The organism is Streptacidiphilus alkalitolerans (assembly GCF_042511045.1).
Classification (GTDB): Bacteria; Actinomycetota; Actinomycetes; order Streptomycetales; family Streptomycetaceae; genus Streptacidiphilus; species Streptacidiphilus alkalitolerans.
On the sequence record NZ_JBHEZX010000012.1, the window covers coordinates 91,193 to 110,220 of the forward strand.

Genomic DNA, 19,028 nt, shown 5'->3' on the forward strand with positions numbered 1-19,028 from the left:
AGAGGCAAAAGGTTTGCCGCGAACCCCGCAGCGGTGTGAGTCTTGGTGCATGGACAGCGACCAGGACACCGCCGCCGCGGGCGAGGATCTGCCCGGGCTCGGCGCCCGGCTGCGGGAGCGCCGGCTGAGCAGCCGGCTCACGCTGGAGGCCGCCGCCGCCCGGGTCGGGCTCTCGCCCGCGCACCTCTCCCGGCTGGAGACCGCCAAGCGCCAGCCCTCGCTGCCGGTGCTGCTCGGGCTCTCCCGAGCCTACGGGGTGCCGATGGAGGTGCTGCTGGGGGAGGGGGGCGAGGCGTCGCCCGTGGTCCGCGCTCCGGTGGTCCGGGCCGGCGAGGGCGAGCCGACCTCGGCCGGCGGCTGGACCTACCGTCCGGCCGGCGTGCCGGGGCGGGCGATGCAGGCGCTGCGCGTCCACATCCCGGTCCGGGTGCAGGACGCGGTGGTGCGGGTCCATCCCGGCGAGGAGTGGCTGCACGTCCTGCAGGGGCGGCTGCTGCTCACCCTCGACCGGGAGCAGCACCGGCTCGATCCCGGCGACTCCGCGCACTTCGACTCGATGCGCCCGCACCGGCTGGTCGCGGCGGGGGAGCCGGGAGTGGAACTGCTGTTCCTGCACACCCTGCTGCAGAGTCCGACCTCGGAACTCTGCCTCCACTAGGAAACCAGGAAGCTGGGAGACCATGGCCACTGACCGCTACCCCGTCGAGGACGGAAGCACCCGCACCGGGCACGGCGTGAACGTGCGGGTGTTCATCTATGTGATCGGCCTGCATGTCTTCGCGGGCTTCGCGATGCTGCTCTTCTTCATGAGCCAGCGCGGCCGGTGACCGGACGGTGGTGACGCCCCGTCAGGCCGAGGCCGGGGCCAGGGTGCTGTCGCGGGAGACCAGGGCCGCGTAGTGGCCGCCCAGGGCGAGCAGCTCGTCGTGGGTGCCGCGTTCGGCGACCTGGCCGGCGTCCAGGACCACGATCTGGTCGGCGTCGCGGACGGTGGACAGGCGGTGCGCGATGGTGATCGTGGTGCGGCCCGCGGTGAGCGCGTCCAGCGCGATCTGCACGGCCTGCTCGGTCTGGGTGTCCAGCGCGCTGGTCGCCTCGTCCAGGACCAGCACCGGCGGGTCGCGGAGGATGGTGCGGGCGATCGCCAGGCGCTGCTTCTCGCCGCCGGAGAAGCGGTAGCCGCGCTCGCCGACCATGGTGTCGTAGCCGTCGGGCAGCCCGGCGATGTGGTCGTGGATCTGCGCGGCGCGGGCGGCCTGGTGGAGCTCCTCGTCGGTGGCGTCCGGCTTGGCGAAGCGCAGGTTCTCGGCGACCGAGGCGTGGAAGAGGTAGGTCTCCTGGGAGACCACGCCGACGGTGTCGGCCAGCGACGCGAAGCTCAGGTCGCGCACGTCCACCCCGTCGATCAGGACCCGGCCGGACAGCACGTCGTAGAGCCGCGGCACCAGGTAGCTGAGCGTGGTCTTGCCGGAGCCGGTCTCGCCGACCACGGCGAGGCTGCTGCCGGCCGGGACGGTGAGGTCGATGCCGTCCAGCGTGGGCCGGGTGCCGGCGTCGGGCTCGTAGGAGAAGCCGACCTGGTCGAAGCGGACCTCGCCGCTGCGGGCGTTGCCGCTCCGGCGGGGGAGGGTGACCGGCTCGGGCCGCTCGGTGATGTCGGGGACCAGGTCCAGGTACTCGAAGATCCGCTGGAACAGCGCCAGCGACACCTGGACGGCGACACCGACCTGGAGCAGCTGGACGGTGGGGCGGAACAGGCTCTGCTGCAGCGAGGTGAAGGCGACCAGGGTGCCGATGGAGACGGCGGTGCCGGCTCCGCTGCCGTGCCCGGTGGTGAAGCCGGCCGTCCAGTAGATCACCGCGGGCATCGCGGCCATCACGATCTGGATCGTCGACTGGCGCCAGCGCCCGGCCATGTCGGCGCGGACCTCCAGCTCGGCCAGTGAGTCCGACTCGCGGGAGAACTCGTCGCTGAGCGCCCGGGAGCGGCCCATGGTGCGGCCGAGCAGGATGCCGCTGACGGACAGCGACTCCTGCATGATCGAGGAGAGGGCGGCCAACTGCTTCTGCCGCTCGGTGGCGATCTTGCGGCGCTCGTTGCCGACCCGGCGGCTGATCCAGACGAAGAGCGGCAGCAGCAGCAGCGAGACGATGGTCAGCTTCCAGTCCAGCGCGACCATGGCGACCACGGTGGCGATCACCGTGGTGAGGTTGGAGACCAGGGAGGTCGCGGTGCTGGTGACGGTCGACTGCATGCCGCCGATGTCGTTGGCGATGCGGGACTGCACCTCGCCGGTGCGGGTCCGGGTGAAGAAGGCGAGCGGCATCCGCTGCAGGTGGGCGTAGACGCTGGTGCGCAGGTCGTGCATGACCCGCTGGCCGACGCTGGTGCTGAGGTAGGTCTGCAGCACGTTGAACACCGAGTTGGCGACGGCGACCGCGATCATGCCGAGCGCCAGCAGGCTCAGCAGCCCGGTGCGCCCCTGCGGGATGGCGGTGTCCAGGATCGCGCGGAGCAGGAACGGCGATGCCACCGAGACCAGCGAGGACAGCCCGACGAACACGCCGACGGCGGCCAGTTTGCGCCGGTAGGGGCGGAACAGGCGGAGGATCCGGCGGAGCTGGGCGGGCGGTTTGGGGGTGCCGCGGTCACGGGCGGGGGGAGTCCAGTCAGGGCCTTGGGGTTTCACGGGCGGCTCCAGTGGGGCTTCGATTCGGTCGACAGGTCCAACCGAGGGTAGCGCATAGTTATTCCTGCTAATAGTGAGTTTTGCTCAGCGAATGTTCGCCGTATCTCCCCATCCAGCTGGAGAGCGCTCTCCTGCTCTGCTATAACAGCCCCATGGACGAGCCCCGCAGCGCACTCGCCGGAACCGCCCCGACCTTGGAGGATGTGGCCCGGGTGGCCGGTGTGTCCCGGGCCACCGTGTCACGGGTGGTGAACCGCACCCGGAACGTGGACCCGGTGATCCAGGAGGCCGTCCGGCGTGCCGTCGCGGAGACCGGCTATGTGCCGAACAGCGCCGCGCGGTCGCTGATCACCCGGCGGACCGGCTCGGTGGCCCTGGTGGTCTCCGGGGCGGGGGAGGGCATGGAGGAGGAGTTCCGGAACCAGGTGTTCACCGACCCCTTCTTCAGCCGGGTGATCAACGGGGTGATGGGCTTCCTGCGTCCGCAGGGGATGCACCCGGTGCTGATGCTCGCGGAGACCCCGGAGGCACGCGACCAGGTGGTCGCCTTCCTGCGGCAGGGCAACGCGGACGGGGCGGTGGTGGTCTCCACGCACGCGGACGACCCGCTGCCGGAACTGCTGGTCGGGGCCGGGCTGCCGGCGGTGCTGTTCGCCCGCCCGGCCCGGCCGGTACCCATCGGCTTCGTGGACGTGGCGCACCAGGAGGGCGCGCGGCTGGCCGCCGCGCGGCTGCACGCCAACGGCCGGCGCCGGGTGGGGCTGATCTCCGGCCCGCTGGACGTCCGGGCGGCCCGGGAGCGGCGGGACGGGTTCCTGGAGGCGATGGCCCGGCACGGGGTGCCGGTCGTCCCGACCGCGGTGGGGAACTTCACCCAGGCCAGCGGGGAGACGGCGATGCAGTGGCTGCTCGAACAACTGCCGGACCTGGACGGGGTGTTCGCCGCCAACGACCTGATGGCGCAGGGGGCGCTGCACACCCTGCGGGAGCACGGGCGGCGGGTGCCCGAGGACGTCAGCGTGATCGGCTTCGACGACAGCAGCGCGGCCACCGCGAGCAGGCCGGCCCTGACCACGGTGCGGCAGCCGGTGGAGGAGATGGCGGCGGAGATGACGCGGATGCTGCTCGAGCTGATCGAGGGGACGTCCTCCGGGCCGAAGTCGGCGATCTTCGACCCGGTGCTGGTGGTCCGTCAGTCGGGTTAGCAGGCCCGGTCGGCAGGTCGGGTTGGCAGGTCGGGTTGGCAGGGGTCGCGAAGGGGCACCCCTCCGCGGTCAGGTCGGAGAGGCGCCCCGGCTGCGTACGGGGAGGCACCCCCGTATGGGAGAGCGCTCTCCCATGGGGCTAAGGTCTCGCATCGCCACGGGGTCCGTCAAGGGTGCGGCGGCAGTCGCACGTCGATAAGGCGTCGCCGTATGCACCGATTGGGCGATATGTGACCCGCCGTAGATCTCCGCTTGATACCGGAACTACTCATTCTGACAAAACTCTTGACGCCCCCGAAACAACAGCGCAACTATCGGCCCGATGGGAGAGCGCTCTCTGGGCGAGCGCTCTCCAAGCCCTCGTACCAACCTCGTCAGGAGCCCTTATGCAAGCCCTCGCGCCTCCCAGGCTGATGCGACCACCCGCGCCGATACGGGTGGCGGTTCTGGCCGTCGTCGCCTTCGCGCTCTTCTTCTACGCTCTTGTCGCCGGGCCCGTCACCGCCCACGCGGCCGACACCCTGCTGTCGCAGGGCAAGACCGCCACGGCTTCCTCGGTCGAGGGCGCGGGCCTGAGCGCGGCGAACGCAGTGGACGGTGACGGCACCACCCGCTGGGCCAGCGCCTGGAGCGACCCGCAGTGGCTGCAGGTCGACCTCGGCAGCAGCTACACGATCGACAAGGTCGTGCTGCAGTGGGAGAACTTCGCGACGGCCTATCAGATCCAGGTGTCCAACGACGGTACGAACTGGACCAACGTCTACAGCACCACCACCGGCGCGGGCGGCACCGAGACCCTGAACGTCTCCGGCACCGGCCGCTACGTGCGGATGAACGGCACGGTCCGCACCAACGGCTACGGCTACTCGCTCTACGAGTTCCAGGTCTACGGAGCGGCCGGGGCCACCACCCCTCCGCCCACCACCGCCCCGCCCACCACCACGCCGCCGAACGCGAGCCTGCTGTCCCAGGGCAAGACCGCCACGGCCTCCTCGGTCGAGGGCGCGGGCCTGGGCCCGGCCAACGCGGTCGACGGTGACGGCACCACCCGCTGGGCCAGCGCCTGGGCCGACCCGCAGTGGCTGGAGGTCGACCTCGGCGCCACCGACAGCATCAGCCAGGTGGTGCTGCAGTGGGAGAACGCCGCCAAGGCGTACCAGATCCAGGTGTCCAACGACGGCACCAACTGGACCAACATCTACACCACCGCCAACAGCCCCGGCGGCACCGAGACCCTGAACGTCTCCGGCACCGGCCGCTATGTGCGGATGTACGGCACGGTCCGCTCCAACGGCTACGGCTACGCGCTGTACGAGTTCAAGGTCTACGGCACGTCCGGCGCCACCGCGCCGCCGACCACCACCCCGCCGACCACGACGCCGCCCACCTCCACCCCGCCGAACGGGACCACCCCGCCCGGCAACTGGACCCCGGTGTGGAGCGACAACTTCACCGGTGCGGCCGGCAGCGCGCCCTCGGCTGCCGACTGGACCACCGACACCGGCACCACCGCCTACGCGGGCGGTCCGGCCAACTACGGCACCAGCGAGGTGGAGACCAACACCAACGCCGCCGCCAACGTCTCGGTCGACGGCAGCAACCACCTCAACCTGACCGCCCTCAAGGACGGCGCCGGCAACTGGACCTCCGGCCGGGTGGAGACCAAGCGCAGCGACTTCGCCGCCCCGGCGGGTGGCCAGCTGCTGATCCAGGCCTCCATCAAGCAGCCCAACGTGGCCAACGGGCTCGGCTACTGGCCCGCCTTCAAGGCCGTCGGCGCCGCCTACCGCACCGCCCCGACCACCTGGCCCGCGGTGGGCGAGGGGGACATCCTCGAGGACGTCAACGGGCGCAGCCAGCTCTCCGCGACGCTGCACTGCGGCACCGCGCCGAACGGCAACTGCAATGAGTACAACGGCCTGACCAGCGGTCTCGCCAGCTGCACCGGCTGCCAGACCGGCTACCACACCTACTCCGAGGTGATCGACCGGACCAAGTCGGACGAGCAGATCCGCTTCTACCTGGACGGCTACCAGGTGTGGCAGGTCAACGAGTCCCAGGTCGGCGTCGCCACCTGGCAGGCGGCCGTGGACCACGGCTTCTACCTGCAGGCCAACCTCTCCATCGGCGGCTCGTACCCCAACGCGGTCTGCGGCTGCACCTCGCCGGGCAGCGGCACCAGCTCCGGCGGGACCCTGAGCATCGGCGCCGTCACCGTGGCGCAGACCACCGGCACCGCGCCGGCCCCGCTCACCGACCCGCCGGTGCCGACCACGCCCAGCGTGGTCAAGGTGACCGGATCCCAGGGCAACTGGCAGCTCAACGTCAACGGCTCGCCGTGGCAGGTCAAGGGCGTCACCTGGGGCCCGGGCACCGACACCGCCAACGCCCACATGCGCGACCTCAAGTCCATGGGCGTCAACACCGTCCGCACCTGGGGCACCGACGCCACCACCAAGCCGCTGCTGGACGCCGCGGCTGCCAACGGGCTCAAGGTGATCAACGGCTTCTGGCTGAACCAGGGCGCCGACTACGTCAACGACACCGCCTACAAGACCAGCACGCTGAACTCGATCGTGCAGTGGGTCAACACCTACAAGAGCCACCCCGGCGTGCTGATGTGGGACGTCGGCAACGAGGTCATCCTCACCACCCAGGACCACTACACCGGGGCGGCGATCGAGCAGCAGCGGATCGCCTACGCCCAGTACGTGGAGCAGATCGTCCAGGCGATCCACGCCGCGGACCCGAACCACCCGGTGACCTCGACCGACGCGTACACCGGCGCCTGGCCCTACTACAAGCAGTACACCCCCGACCTGGACCTCTACGCCGTGAACTCCTACGGCGCGGTGTGCAGCGTCAAGGGCGACTGGGTCAGCGGCGGCTACACCAAGCCGTACATCGTCACCGAGTCCGGCGACAACGGTGAGTGGGAGGTTCCCAACGACGCCAACGGCGTGCCCACCCAGCCCACCGACCAGCAGATGCGCGACGGGTACACCAGTGCCTGGAACTGCATCGCCGGACACACCGGGGTCTCCTTCGGCGGCACCATGTTCAGCTACGGCATCGAGAACGACTTCGGCGGGGTCTGGTTCAACCTGATCCCCGAGGGCTGGAAGCGGCTGGCGTACTACTCGGTGGCGAAGGACTTCGGCGGAACGCCGCAGGCCAACACCCCGCCGGTGATCAGCAGCATGACGCTGAGCAACACCTCGTCCGTCGCGGCCGGAGGCACCTTCAACGTCACCACCAGCACCACCGATCCCGACGGCGACCTGATCCGCTACAACCTGATGTACTCCACCAAGTACGTCGACGGCGGAACAGGCCTGCAGCAGCTGAACTTCACCCAGACCGGGGACGGGCAGTTCACCGTCACCGCGCCCAAGACGCTGGGCGTCTGGAAGGTCTACGTCTACGCCTCGGACGGCCACGGCAACGTGGGGATCGAGACCCGCTCCTTCAAGGTCGTCGCCCCGCCGGTCAACGGCACCAATGTGGCCAAGGGCAAGACCACCACGGCCTCGTCGTTCCAGGCCACCAACGGCAACTTCACGCCGGGCCAGGCCACCGACGGTGACTGGTCCACCCGTTGGGCCAGCAACTGGGACGACAGCGAGTGGATCCAGGTCGACCTGGGCCAGACCACCAGCATCAAGCACATCCAGCTCGGCTGGGAGTCGGCCTACGGCAAGGCGTACCAGGTCCAGGTGTCGAACGACGGCACCAACTGGACCAACGTCTACTCCACCACCACCGCGTCCGGCGGCGTCGACGACTTCGACGTCACCGGGTCAGGCCGCTACGTGCGGCTGAACCTGACCCAGCGGGGCACCGCGTACGGCTACTCGCTGTACGAGTTCGGCGTCTACAGCTGAGTCGGGACGAGCACTGAGCTGCCCCGGGGTCGGGGTCGGGCAGGCGGCAACGACCCCGGGGCGGCGCACCACACCCCCCACCCGTACCCTCAGGATTGGTAGGTCTTCATGAGGCCCCGCTCCCTGTTCGCCGGACGGTGGACCCAGCGTCCACGCCGCTACCGGCGAACCGCACTGTCCGTCACCATCGCCGTCCTGCTGGCCATGCTCGGTTTCGGCGGTACGTTCGCCCCCACCGCGAGTGCTGCCGGGACGCTGATCTCGCAGTCCCGGCCGGTTCTCGCCTCCTCACTGGAGAGCGCCAACTTCCCAGCCGGCGCGATCGTCGACGGCGACCCGACCACCCGCTGGGCCAGCGTCCAGAACAGCGACCCGCAGTGGATCCAGATCGACCTGGGCGCCGGTGCCACGATCAGCCAGGTCGAGCTGGACTGGGAGGTCGCGTACGCCAGCGCCTACCAGCTGCAGACCTCGAACGACGGCAGCACCTGGACGTCGATCTACAGCACCACCACCAGCACCGGCGGCAACCAGGTCCTCAATGTGACCGGCGCCGGCCGCTACCTCCGGGTGTACGGCACCGCCAGGGGCACCCAGTACGGCTACTCGCTGTACGAGGTCAAGGTCTACGGCACGGCCACCTCCTCGACGGCCGGCTACGTCTTCGCGAACCCGCCGGTCACCGGTGTGGTGCCGTCCACCTACAACCCGCCGCACGCCTACTTCCACGAGTTCCAGGCCCAGTGCTCCGCGAACCACGTGCTGCCGGACGACCCGATCGTCTTCCCGAACCAGCCCGGCGCCTCGCACCTGCACACCTTCCTGGGCAACACCAGCACCAACGCGGCCACCACGGTCCCGTCGCTGCAGGCGGCCACCTCCACCTGCTTCGCCCCGCTGGACAAGTCCGGCTACTGGATGCCCACCGTGCTCAACGGGACCACCCAGATCATCCCGGTCGGCACCCAGACCATCTACTACAAGACCGGAGTGAACGACTACACCAGCGTCCGGCCGTTCCCGGTCGGCCTGCGCTTCCTGGTCGGCAGCCCGGCCGCCACCGCCACCCAGTTCGCCACCGACCCCGGCTACGTGGCCGGTTGGGAGTGCGGCGACACCTACAACAGCATCGACATCCCGGTCACCTGTGCGGCCGGCAGCCAGCTGGAGATCCGCTACCAGGCCCCCAGCTGCTGGGACGGCATCCACCTGGACACCCCTGACCACAAGAGCCACATGGCCTACCCGGTCAACGGCGTCTGCCCGCCCGACCACCCGGTCGCGGTGCCGATGATCGAGTTCAAGATGGCCTTCCCGGTGAGCGGCGACATGTCGCAGGTGCACCTCTCCAGCGGGCGTGGCTTCTCCTTCCACTACGACTTCTACAATGGCTGGGACCCGGCCACCCTCGCCGGAATGGTGACCCACTGCATCAACGGTGGGCTCCAGTGCGACGACACCGGCTACGACCAGAGCCAGCCGCAGAAGGGCGCGGTCCTGAACAGCCAGGGCTACCTGCTCTGACCTGACCAGTACGACCCTTCTCTCCCCAGGGCTCCCGGTCCAGCACCCCCGTTGCGGCGGGCGGTGGACCGGGAGCCCGTCCCCGTCCCGCCGTCAGGAAGTCTGCCCATGGAAGCACAACGGATCCTTCGTCGCCGGGGCGCGCTCCGTCCGGCCATGACGGCGGCAACGGCCCTGCTGGTGGCGGGTGTTGTCACCGGCTGCGGTTCGAGCCAGTCGACCGGCCGGCCCGTCGCGGATCCGTCGGCCGCCGTGACCGGTGCGGCGACCGTCCCGGCGACCGCCGCGGCGACGCAGAGTGACGGTCCGTCGGATGCCGCGCACATCGTCTGCACCGACACCGCGGAGACCCAGATCACCGGGGCGCTGGGCATCGACGTCACCAAGCCGCTCGCCCCCACCTGGACCGGCAGGACCTACTCCTGCCGCTATGTGTTCAGCACCGGCTCGATGCGGCTCTCGGTCAAGGACCTCCCCGACCAGGCGGCCACCACCGCCTGGTTCACCTCGCTGCGGACGGCCGCGCCCGGCAGCACCACCCTGGGCGGCATGGGCGAGGGCGCGTTCCAGGAGCCGAACGGCAATGTCGTCGTGCGCAAGGACAACGCGGTGCTGGTGGTCGACGTGACCGCGCTGCCGGCCACGGTCGGTCTGCCGGTCCGCCCGCGCGCCACCGCGGCCCGCACGGTGGCGCAGACGGTGCTGATCTGCTGGAAGGAGTACGGCTGAGCCCCCGTGGGTTGCCGCGTGGCCTCAGAGCAGTCCGCGCCGTGCCGCCTGGACTCCCGCCTGGAAGCGGTTGCTCGCGCCCAGCCCCACCATCAGCGCGCTGACCCGGCGCTGCACGGTGCGGGCCGAGATGCCGAGGTGCCGGGCGATGCCGTCGTCGGTCATCCCGGCCGCGAGCAGGGTGAGCAGTTCGAAGCGGTCGGCGTCCGGCTGCCGGTCCGGGGCCGGCACCGGTATCGACCGGGCCCACTGCGCCTCGAAGGTCTGCGCGAGCGCGTCCAGCAACGGCGACGGGCGGACCAGCAGCGCGCCGCTCAGCTCGGCGCCGGTCGCCAGCGGCAGCAGCGCCCAACGGCGGTCCACCAGGGCGAGTTTGAACGGCAGGTCGGCCACGGTCCCGGCCTGCTCACCGGCGGTGATCAGGCCGCGCACCTCCTCCAGCTTGTCCGACCGGAGCAGCGCCGCCCGCTCGTAGACCGAGCGGACCGGGACGCCGCGGGCGAGCACGTCCAGCTCCGGTCCGGCGTTGTCGACCTGGACGAACGGCGGCTTGTCGAGGATGTCGACCTGCTCGGCGGCCCCGTCCAGCAGGCTCAGCCAGAGGTCGGCGATGGCCTCGCGTCCGGTCACCACCTCGACCAGGTCGCGCAGGGCGGGATCGTGCTGTCCGCGCGAGCGGTGGTAGCCGTCCAGCAGCCGGGTGATCTCCTCGTGCAGGCGCCGTGACTCCGCCTCGCGGTCGCGGAGGATCCGCTGGACCGCCAGGTCGGGGGCGACGGCCGTCCACCGGCCGCTGTCGTCGCGCGGTTTGGGGCGACGGGCCAGGCCGCGGGCGTCCAGTGAGGTGAGCTGCTGGAGCACCGTCGCCTCGTCCGCCTCCAGGGCGCGGGCGAGCTCCGCCAGGGTGCTCGGCCCCCGGCGGCAGAGGGTGACGTAGACGGCCTCCTCGATCCTGCTGATCCCGGTCGGCCCCGGAGGGTCCTGCTGGACCGGTGAGCCCAGTGATCCCTGCGTCCCGAGCGGTCCCTGCGATCCGTCCGGGCCGTGTGCGTGCGCTGCGAGCACGACACCTCGCTTCCTTTTGTCCTACCTGCTCCGGACATCATCGCAGAAGAACTTGACGGAAACCTGTCATGTCTGGATCCCGCAGCCCGGGACCGCTTCCACCGGGCGCCGCGACTGACGAGCATTCAGACGCGGCCCGGTTCTTCCGGCCGCCGCCCCACACCCCCACCGTCGGGAGTTCCGCCATGCCCCTCTCCACTCCGCTGTCCGCCCAGTCGTCCGCCCAGCGCGGGAACCGGCTGCTGCAGGCCGCCGTCGGCCTGGTCGCGGTCGGCGCGCTGGCCGCCGCGGCCCCGGTCCCGTCCGCCGCCGCGGGCGCCTCCGCCGTCCAGCCGCACGCGTACGGCTACGCCCCGATCACCCCGGTCGCCCACGGCCACGGCATCGGCCCGCTGGCCAGCAGCAGCCCCTGGGGCGGATACGTCGCCACCGGCAGCGGCTTCCGCAGCGTGACCGGCTCCTGGACCGAGCCCGCGGTGACCTGCACCAGCCGGAACAACCTCTTCGCCCCCTGGGTCGGCATCGACGGCTACGGCTCGCAGACCGTGGAGCAGACCGGCGTCGAGACCTCCTGCTCCAGCGGCCGTCCGGTCTACCGCGCCTGGTACGAGATGTACCCGGCCCAGCCGGTGTACCTCGGCAACGCCGTCTCGGTCGGCGACAGCTTCACCGGCTCGGTCACCACCACCTCCGGCAGCGGCAGTTACAAGATCACCCTCACCGACAACACCAAGGGCTGGACCTACACCACCACCCAGCGGCTGCGCGGCGCCAATGTCAGCGCCGAGGCCATCATCGAGTCGCCGACCCAGAGCTACCCCTCCTTCAGCTCGCTCACCTTCACCGGCATCACCGTCAACGGCAGCACCTTCAGCGCCTACAACCCGCTCCCGCTGGCCAGCGGCCAGTACGTCCCGACCGCCCTCAACGGCGGCACCTTCTCGCTGATACCGGGCTGACCGGCCTCGGGACCGGCGTCGGCGCCGGCGCCGGTCCCGTTTAATTCCGTTGCCCGCAGGGAGCGCTGTCTGCTGTAATCCTGACGTTCCGTCCGAGCCGTCCGGAGTTCCCGAGGAGAAGACCGTGCGCCGAGCTTTCATGCCCATCCAGAAGGTCACTTTTGCCTATCTCGAGGACATGAAGCTGTATGCGAACGTTGAATCTGGGGATCCTGGCGCATGTCGACGCGGGTAAGACCAGCCTGACCGAGCGGCTGCTGCACTCGGTCGGCGTGATCGACGAGATCGGCAGTGTGGACCGCGGCAGCACCCAAACGGATTCCCTGGCGCTGGAACGACAGCGCGGAATCACCATCAAATCCGCTGTCGTGTCCTTTGTCGTCGACGGCATCACCGTCAATCTGATCGACACACCCGGCCACCCGGACTTCATCGCCGAGGTGGAACGGGTGCTCGGCGTGCTCGACGGCGCCGTCCTGGTCGTCTCCGCCGTGGAGGGCGTGCAGGCGCAGACGCGGGTGCTGATGCGGACCCTGCGGCGCCTGCGGGTTCCCACCCTGGTGTTTGTGAACAAGGTCGACCGGGCCGGCGCGCGGTACGAGGAACTGCTCCGGGGCATCGCGGCGAAGCTGACCCCGGCCATCGTCCCGATGGGCGCGGTCACCGGACTCGGCACCCGGGACGCCGCCGTGCGTCCGCACACCGCCGACGACGCCGGGTTCACCGCCCGGCTGGTCGACCTGCTGGCCGACCACGACGACGCGTTCCTGGCCGACTACGTCCGCGACGAGGCGTCCGCCTCCCAGGACCGGCGGCTGCGCGGCGAGTTGGCCGCGCAGACCGGGAGGGCGCTGGTGCACCCGGTGTTCTTCGGCTCCGCGATCACCGGCGCGGGGGTGGACTCGCTGGTCAACGGGATCAGCGGGCTGCTGCCCGCCGCCGAGGGCGACCCCGGGGGCCCGGTCGCCGGCACCGTCTTCAAGGTCGAACGCGGCCCGGCCGGGGAGAAGATCGCCTGTGTCCGCCTGTTCTCCGGCACGGTACGGGTCCGCGACCTGCTGCGGTTCGGCCGCGCCGGGCAGCACCTGGGCGAGGAGAAGGTCACCGCGATCAGCGTCTTCGAGCGGGGCGCGGCCGTGCCGTGCGGCTCGGTCGGCGCGGGCCGGATCGGACGGCTCTGGGGCCTCGGCGACATCAGGATCGGTGACACCCTCGGAGATCCGCAGGTCACGGGCCCGGCGGCGGCGCACCACTTCGCCCCGCCGAGCCTGGAGACGGTCGTGGTGCCGCGCCGCCGTGCCGACGCCGGCGCCCTGCACGTGGCGCTCACCCAACTCGCCGAGCAGGACCCGCTGATCGGCCTGCGCCAGGACGGGATCCGGCAGGAACTCTCGCTCTCGCTCTACGGAGAGGTGCAGAAGGAGGTCATCCAGGAAACCCTGGCCGAGGATTTCGGAATCGACGTCGAATTCCGCGGGACGACCACCATCTGCACGGAACGGCTGCTGGGAACCGGTGCTGCCGCCGAAATCATCCACCAGGAGCCCAATCCCTTCCTGGCGACGGTCGGACTCCGCGTCGAACCGGCGCCGGTCGGCAGCGGAGTGGAATTCGGACTGGGGGTCGAACTCGGATCGATGCCGTACGCGTTTTTCAAAGCGGTCGAGGAGACCGTGCGGGAGACCCTGCTGCAGGGAATCCACGGCTGGGAGGTCCCCGACTGCCGGGTCACCATGACGCATTCCGGTTATGCGCCGCGGCAGAGCCATTCCCATGCCGTTTTCGACAAGAGCATGTCGAGCACGGCGGGGGACTTCCGGCTGCTGACCCCGCTGGTGCTGAGGGCCGCGCTGGAGCAGGCCGGCACCGTCGTCTGCGAGCCGATGCACCGGTTCCACCTGGAGGTCCCCGCCGACACCTTCGGGGCGGTGCTGCCGGCGCTGACCCGGCTGGGTGCCGTTCCGGGCGCGCCGGTGACCGAGGGGGCGTCGTACCTGCTGCGCGGGGACATCCCGGCGGCGTCGGTGCACCGGCTGGAACAGCAGTTCCCGGCGCTGACCGGCGGCGAGGGGGTGCTCGAGTCGGCCTTCGACCACTACCGGCCGGTACCGGGCGGCCATGCCCGTAGCAACAGAACCTGCCCGGTGCCACCATGAGGGTGCATCACTTACTCACGGGGAGAAGCAGAATGAGCACACCGCAACCGATCATGCCGCTGGGACTGCCGGTCGTCCCGCCGAAGCGCCGCCACCTGGTCCGTCGCGCCGTCGCGCTGGTCAAGGGCCTGCGGCGGCCCAGCGCGACGTCCGGCTCCGATTCCGGCGCGTAGCAGGACCGGTGGGTCGGGTGCGGACCCGCACCCGACCCACCGGAGCCGTGAAGCTCACATTCAGCCGACAGTGACGGCGGTGTCGTCCAGGACGAACGAGGTCTGCTTGGTGTAGTCCTCGGCGCCGGTGAACTTCAGGGTCACCGTCTGCCCGGCGTAGCCGGCCAGACTGAAGCTGTGCTGGACGTAGCCGGAGGCCGCGTTGGTGTTGGAGTACGTGGCCAGGGTGGACAGGACCGTGCCCGAGGAGTTCAGCACCTGCACCTTGAGGGTGTCGTAGGCCGTGCTCCCGGTCTCCGCGGTGTTGATGTGCAGCCAGAAGCTGAAGGTGTCGGTCGAGCAGCCGCTCGGCACGGCCACGGACTGGGCCAGCGTGTCGGTGGTTGTGGTGCCGTAGCCGTCCAGCCAGGCGTCGTAGCTGCCGCTGCGGGCGGGTTCGGTCGAGCTGCTGTTGACGACGCTGCCGCCGGTCGAGTGGGTCTCGGTCCAGGGGGCGGCGCTGCCGGTCTCGAAGCCGGGGTTGCCCAGCAGTTGTCCGGCGGTGCAACCCCCGCCGCCGCCGCTGGTGGTCACCGTCCAGGTGAAGCTCGCCGATCCGGTGGGTCCGGTGGAGTCGCTGGCGGTGACGGTGACGCTGCTGCTCCCGGCCGTGGTCGGGGTGCCGCTGATCAGCCCGGTGGTCGCATTGAGCGACAGACCGGCGGGCAGGCCGGTGGCGGTCCAGCGCAGGGTGCCGCCGGCGGTGTCGGAAGCGGCCAGTTGCAGGCTGGTGGCGGTGCCCACGGTGGCGGTCCTGGAACCGGGGTTGGTGACGCTGACGGCTCCGCCGCCGCCGGTGCTGCCGGAGCCGGTGGCCAGCCAGGCGGTGGCGTTGAGGGCGAGCGCGGCGTCGGTGCCGCCCGGGTCGGACCAGCCGTTGTAGAGGGTGTTGCCGCTGCTGCCGGTGCCGTCGTCGACCGGGGAGCTGTCGCCCCAGATCGCGACCCGGCCCTGGCCGAAGGTGCTGGTGACGAAGAAGGCGTTGGTATTGCCGCCGGTGGCGCCGGTGGTCAGGTAGAGCAGGCCCTTGACGTTGGGGTTGTCGGCGGGCTTGAGGGTGAAGGTGGTCCCGTCCGCCAGGATGCTGCCGGTGACGGTGCCGAACGGCCCGTGCAGCACCGGGTCGGAGGCGTCGCTGATGGCGCGCGGGTCGTCGCTGGAGATGTCCTTGAGGTCGACCGAGAAGCCGAACGGGTCGGTGTTGTCGACGCCGTTGCTGGTCAGCAGGTCGTTGATGACGGCGGGGGAGTCGTAGCCGTCGTTGTTGCGGTCGCTGCCGTTGTGGTCGGAGATCAGGAAGAGGCCGCCGCCGTTCTGGACGAAGGTCATCACCGCGGTCTTCTCGGCCGTGCTGAGCCGGATGTTGGGCTCGTCGATGACGAAGGTGTCGAAGTTGGACAGGTCCAGGGCGTTGGAGGTGCCGTAGGTGATGGTGTTGCCCGAAGGGAGCGTCTTCAGGCTGTAGTCGCCGGTCTTCTGCAGGGCGACGCCCCAGGCCGACAGCGCGCCGGTCCAGCTGGTCTCCGAGGTCGGGTTGGCGTTCTGCCCCAGCGGGTCGGGCTGGCTGGTGCTGATCACCCAGTCGGCGTTGCCGGCCGTCTCGGCCTTGGTGTTGTCGAACAGCACCCGGTGCTGTGCGGTGGCGGCCGGAGCGGCGGCGCGGACGGCGGCGGGCGCGGCGGCGGGGGTGCGGGCCACCGCGGCGTGGCTTGCGGCGAGGGTGGCGAGTGCGGCCAGGGCGGCGGTGCAGAGCACGGCCGTACTGCGGGTTCTGATCATCCGTCGAACTCCTCGGGCTGTGGGGGGCGGAGGTTTCGCTACGCGCGTAGGCGAAGGGCCCGAAAGCAGCGTGGGCGATCGCTGTGGCGTGTGCCCCCATGGTCCGGCAACGAGGACTTGAATGGAACATGGCAAATAAGTTCGCCATGCGTCGTACTCACGCGCCCATGGCCGGCGCCCCCTTGGGCTCAGCCGTGTTCGGCGGGGCGCTGCGGGCGGCTCTCGATGTCCTTGAGCTGCTGGTCCGCCGAGCCGGTCCGGGCGTCGGTGCGATGGCCGCGGGCGATGTAGTCGTGTACCAGCAACTCCACGGCGTCCTGCGGGTTGTTGACCCCGGACAGCACCATCACCTCCACGACCAGCGCGGCGTCCAGACTGATGTTGACCTTCGCCATGCCTGTCTCCCTGTCCCGGTGCCCGTCCGGGCAGCCTAGGGCCTTTGCGGCGTCGCGTCAGCGGCCCCGGGCGGCGTCGGGGCGCTGCGCCGAGCGGAACCGCTGCTGGTACGTACGCGGTGATACGCCGAGGTGGGACACGAACGCCCGGCGCAGCGTCTCCGCGCTGCCGTAGCCGGCCAGTTCGGCGGCCTCGCCCACGCTGCGGCCGGCCTCCAGCGCGGCCTTGGCCCCGTCGAAGCGCACCGCGTCCACGTACTTCGCCGGGGTGGTGCCCAGCTCCTCGCGGAACAGCCTGGTCAGATGACGCGGGCTCAGCGAGGCGAGCGCCGCCAGGACCGGGACCGAGTGGTCCGCCGCGGGGTCGGCGGCCACGGCGTCGAACACCGTCCGCAGCGCCGAGGTGTGCGGGCGCGGACCCAGCAGGGTCGGTGAGAACTGGGACTGCCCGCCCGGCCGCTGCAGGAACACCACCAGGGACTGGGCCACCTGCCTGGCCGTGTCCTCGCCGTGGTCGTCCTCCAGCAGGGCCAGCGCCAGGTCGATCCCGGCGGTGACGCCGGCCGAGGTGAAGGTACGGCCGTCGCGGACGAAGATCGCGTCGGGCTCGACCGCGATCCCCGGGTACGCCCGGCGCAGCAACTGGGTGTGCCGCCAGTGCGTGGTCGCGCGGCGGCCGTCCAGCAGTCCCGCCGCGGCCAGGATGAACGCGCCGGTGCAGATCGAGCACACCCGCCCGGAGCGGGCGGCCAGGTCGCCGACCGCATCACGCAGGGCGGGGTCGATCGGACGGGTGGGCAGGGCGTCGCCGCCCATGACCAGCAGGGTGTCGAAGCCGAGGCCGGCCGAGGAGGCGTCCGCGTCGACCGGAATGCGCAGGCCGGTGGAGGAGGCCACCTGACGGCCGCCGACCGAGCACAGGGTCAGCCGGTAGTCGGTGCCGATCCGGTTCGCCTCGCTGAAGACCTCGCTGGGCCCGGCGACGTCGAGCAGCTTCACGCCGTCGAAGACGACCACGCCGACCCGGTGCGGTGGCCGGCTGCGCGCCCTGCTGCTCACTGGGTGACTCCTCGCCTCGTGGGCCGCCGCGTCCGCGTCCGAATCCGTGGGAAGTGCGGCCGATCACGCGGAGCGGGCGGCCCGGCTCCGGGACCAGGCTATAAGCACCAGCTCAGGACGCTGTTCAGGAACCACGGCTCATCACTGTTTACGGAGGCACCCATGACCGAGACCATCGCCGGGATCACCGTCCCCGACACCGCGCTCGCCCGCGAGGCGACGGAGCTCGTCCGCGCCGCCGCCCCGCCGCTGCTGTTCGACCACTCCCGCCGGGTGTTCCTGTTCGGTTCGCTGAAGGGGCTGCGCCGGGGGCTCGTGGCGGACCCCGAACTGCTCTATGTCGGCGCGATGTTCCACGACCTGGGCCTCACCGAGCGCTACCGGCGCACCGACCAGCGCTTCGAGGTCGACGGGGCGGACCTGGCCCGGGACTTCCTGCTGGCGCACGGCCGCAGCGAGGCCGAGGCCCGGGCGGTCTGGCTGGGCATCGCCCTGCACACCACCCCGGGCCTGGTGGAACACCTGGAACCCGAGGTCGCCCTGGTCACCGCGGGAGTGGAGACCGATGTGCTCGGCCTGGACCTGGACGAGATCACGGCTGAGGAGATCGCCGCGGTCACCGGCGCCCACCGGCGTCCGAACTTCAAGCAGGACATCCTGCGGGCGTTCACCGACGGCATGCGCGACCGGCCGGACACCACGTTCGGAACCATGAACGACGACGTCCTCGCCCACTTCGTGCCCGGTTTCACCCGGAAGGACTTCGTCGACATCATCCAGGGCTCGGCCTGGCCCGAGTAGCGGCCGGTGATTGTTGCGCCGTACGTATGAACCGTGCGGGGAAGCTGATTTGACAGCCAGTCACCGGGTGGCAAGAGTGTGATGCGTAATGAATGTCATGTTCGTTAAGGCTCGTCAAGACAAGGAAACCCCCGGATGTCCCTCGATGTCTCCCCGCAGCTGCTCGCCAAGGCCGAGAGGGACGAGGTCGACGAGACCGAGTTCGTCGACACCGTCCGCAGCTCCCTGCCCTACGCCTACCGCATGGTCGCCGACCTGACCGCACGCCTCGGTGCGAGCACGGAGCCGTTCGCCGACAACACCACCCCGCCGCCGAGCGAGGCCGAGCGTGGCCAACTCCTGCGGGCCCTGGCCAGCGACGCGATCAGGGGCTCGCTGGAACGCCACTTCGGGGTGAAGCTCGCCTTTATGAACTGCCACCGCGTCGCGGTCTTCCGCCCGGGCGCCGAACAGGGGCAGTCGTACCGGAAGTTCACCTCGGTGCGGTCCCAACTGCTGAACCAGTCACCGGAGTTCCGCGACTGCTGAGCGGCGGACCTGGCGGCATACGACGGCGGCCCCGACCTGATC

At 70.7% G+C, this 19,028-nt stretch carries 15 protein-coding genes and 2 pseudogenes; 12 read left to right on the plus strand and 5 right to left on the minus strand.

What is annotated here, in order from left to right:
* Positions 1-49: 49 nt before the first annotated feature.
* Positions 50-658, plus strand: a complete 609-nt coding sequence (locus ACEZDG_RS25305) for a helix-turn-helix domain-containing protein (protein ID WP_380513427.1) — start codon at positions 50-52, stop codon at positions 656-658.
* A gap of 22 nt (positions 659-680) precedes the next feature.
* Complete coding sequence (locus tag ACEZDG_RS25310; RefSeq protein ID WP_380513429.1) at positions 681-827, plus strand: DUF6126 family protein; 147 nt, start codon at positions 681-683, stop codon at positions 825-827.
* Between the two features lie 21 nt (positions 828-848).
* Here the strand turns inward: ACEZDG_RS25310 and ACEZDG_RS25315 are convergent, their stop codons facing one another.
* On the minus strand, positions 849-2,690 hold the full coding sequence (locus ACEZDG_RS25315; protein ID WP_380513431.1) for an ABC transporter ATP-binding protein: 1,842 nt from the start codon (positions 2,688-2,690) through the stop codon (positions 849-851).
* A gap of 152 nt (positions 2,691-2,842) precedes the next feature.
* Between ACEZDG_RS25315 and ACEZDG_RS25320 the strand changes: the two genes are divergently transcribed.
* The 5 genes and pseudogenes from ACEZDG_RS25320 (at position 2,843) to ACEZDG_RS25340 (ending at position 10,032) form a co-directional block, all read left to right on the plus strand.
* Entirely contained in the window at positions 2,843-3,895 is a 1,053-nt protein-coding gene (locus ACEZDG_RS25320; RefSeq protein ID WP_380513433.1) for a LacI family DNA-binding transcriptional regulator, read from the plus strand.
* A gap of 386 nt (positions 3,896-4,281) precedes the next feature.
* Positions 4,282-7,779 carry a discoidin domain-containing protein gene (locus ACEZDG_RS25325; RefSeq protein WP_380513435.1) on the plus strand — a complete coding sequence of 1,166 codons (3,498 nt, stop codon included), beginning with the start codon at positions 4,282-4,284 and terminating at the stop codon, positions 7,777-7,779.
* Positions 7,780-7,983: 204 nt separating this feature from the next.
* Positions 7,984-8,337: pseudogene (locus ACEZDG_RS25330) on the plus strand (discoidin domain-containing protein); the annotation flags it as partial.
* Between the two features lie 96 nt (positions 8,338-8,433).
* A pseudogene (locus tag ACEZDG_RS25335) lies at positions 8,434-9,303 on the plus strand (DUF1996 domain-containing protein); the annotation flags it as partial.
* 108 nt (positions 9,304-9,411) lie between these two features.
* On the plus strand, positions 9,412-10,032 hold the full coding sequence (locus tag ACEZDG_RS25340) for a hypothetical protein (RefSeq protein ID WP_380513437.1): 621 nt from the start codon (positions 9,412-9,414) through the stop codon (positions 10,030-10,032).
* 24 nt (positions 10,033-10,056) lie between these two features.
* On the opposite strand, the gene ACEZDG_RS25345 is transcribed toward ACEZDG_RS25340, so the two are convergent.
* Positions 10,057-11,097, minus strand: coding sequence for a helix-turn-helix transcriptional regulator (locus ACEZDG_RS25345; RefSeq protein WP_380513439.1), 1,041 nt, complete (start codon positions 11,095-11,097; stop codon positions 10,057-10,059).
* 185 nt (positions 11,098-11,282) lie between these two features.
* Here ACEZDG_RS25345 and ACEZDG_RS25350 point away from each other — a divergent pair, with 185 nt between their 5' ends.
* The 3 genes from ACEZDG_RS25350 (at position 11,283) to ACEZDG_RS25360 (ending at position 14,385) form a co-directional block, all read left to right on the plus strand.
* Positions 11,283-12,056: a G1 family glutamic endopeptidase gene (locus tag ACEZDG_RS25350; RefSeq protein ID WP_380513441.1), complete on the plus strand. Its 774-nt coding sequence runs from the start codon at positions 11,283-11,285 to the stop codon at positions 12,054-12,056.
* A 188-nt stretch (positions 12,057-12,244) separates the two neighbouring features.
* Positions 12,245-14,212, plus strand: a complete 1,968-nt coding sequence (locus tag ACEZDG_RS25355) for a GTP-binding protein (RefSeq protein WP_380513443.1) — start codon at positions 12,245-12,247, stop codon at positions 14,210-14,212.
* 32 nt (positions 14,213-14,244) lie between these two features.
* Entirely contained in the window at positions 14,245-14,385 is a 141-nt protein-coding gene (locus ACEZDG_RS25360; RefSeq protein WP_380513445.1) for a hypothetical protein, read from the plus strand.
* A 60-nt stretch (positions 14,386-14,445) separates the two neighbouring features.
* On the opposite strand, the gene ACEZDG_RS25365 is transcribed toward ACEZDG_RS25360, so the two are convergent.
* From ACEZDG_RS25365 to ACEZDG_RS25375, 3 genes are all read right to left on the minus strand, one after another.
* Complete coding sequence (locus ACEZDG_RS25365; protein ID WP_380513447.1) at positions 14,446-16,203, minus strand: putative Ig domain-containing protein; 1,758 nt, start codon at positions 16,201-16,203, stop codon at positions 14,446-14,448.
* 188 nt (positions 16,204-16,391) lie between these two features.
* On the minus strand, positions 16,392-16,598 hold the full coding sequence (locus ACEZDG_RS25370; protein ID WP_380513449.1) for a DUF2191 domain-containing protein: 207 nt from the start codon (positions 16,596-16,598) through the stop codon (positions 16,392-16,394).
* Between the two features lie 57 nt (positions 16,599-16,655).
* A complete protein-coding gene (locus ACEZDG_RS25375; protein WP_380513451.1) occupies positions 16,656-17,657 on the minus strand; it encodes a GlxA family transcriptional regulator in 1,002 nt (333 codons plus the stop codon).
* A gap of 162 nt (positions 17,658-17,819) precedes the next feature.
* On the opposite strand from ACEZDG_RS25375, the gene ACEZDG_RS25380 reads away from it, so the two are divergent.
* Positions 17,820-18,458, plus strand: a complete 639-nt coding sequence (locus tag ACEZDG_RS25380; RefSeq protein WP_380513453.1) for an HD domain-containing protein — start codon at positions 17,820-17,822, stop codon at positions 18,456-18,458.
* A 135-nt stretch (positions 18,459-18,593) separates the two neighbouring features.
* The gene (locus tag ACEZDG_RS25385) at positions 18,594-18,986 is read left to right on the plus strand and encodes an SCO5389 family protein (protein WP_380513455.1); all 393 of its coding nucleotides are present in this window, start codon (positions 18,594-18,596) and stop codon (positions 18,984-18,986) included.
* The last annotated feature ends 42 nt before the right edge of the window (positions 18,987-19,028 follow it).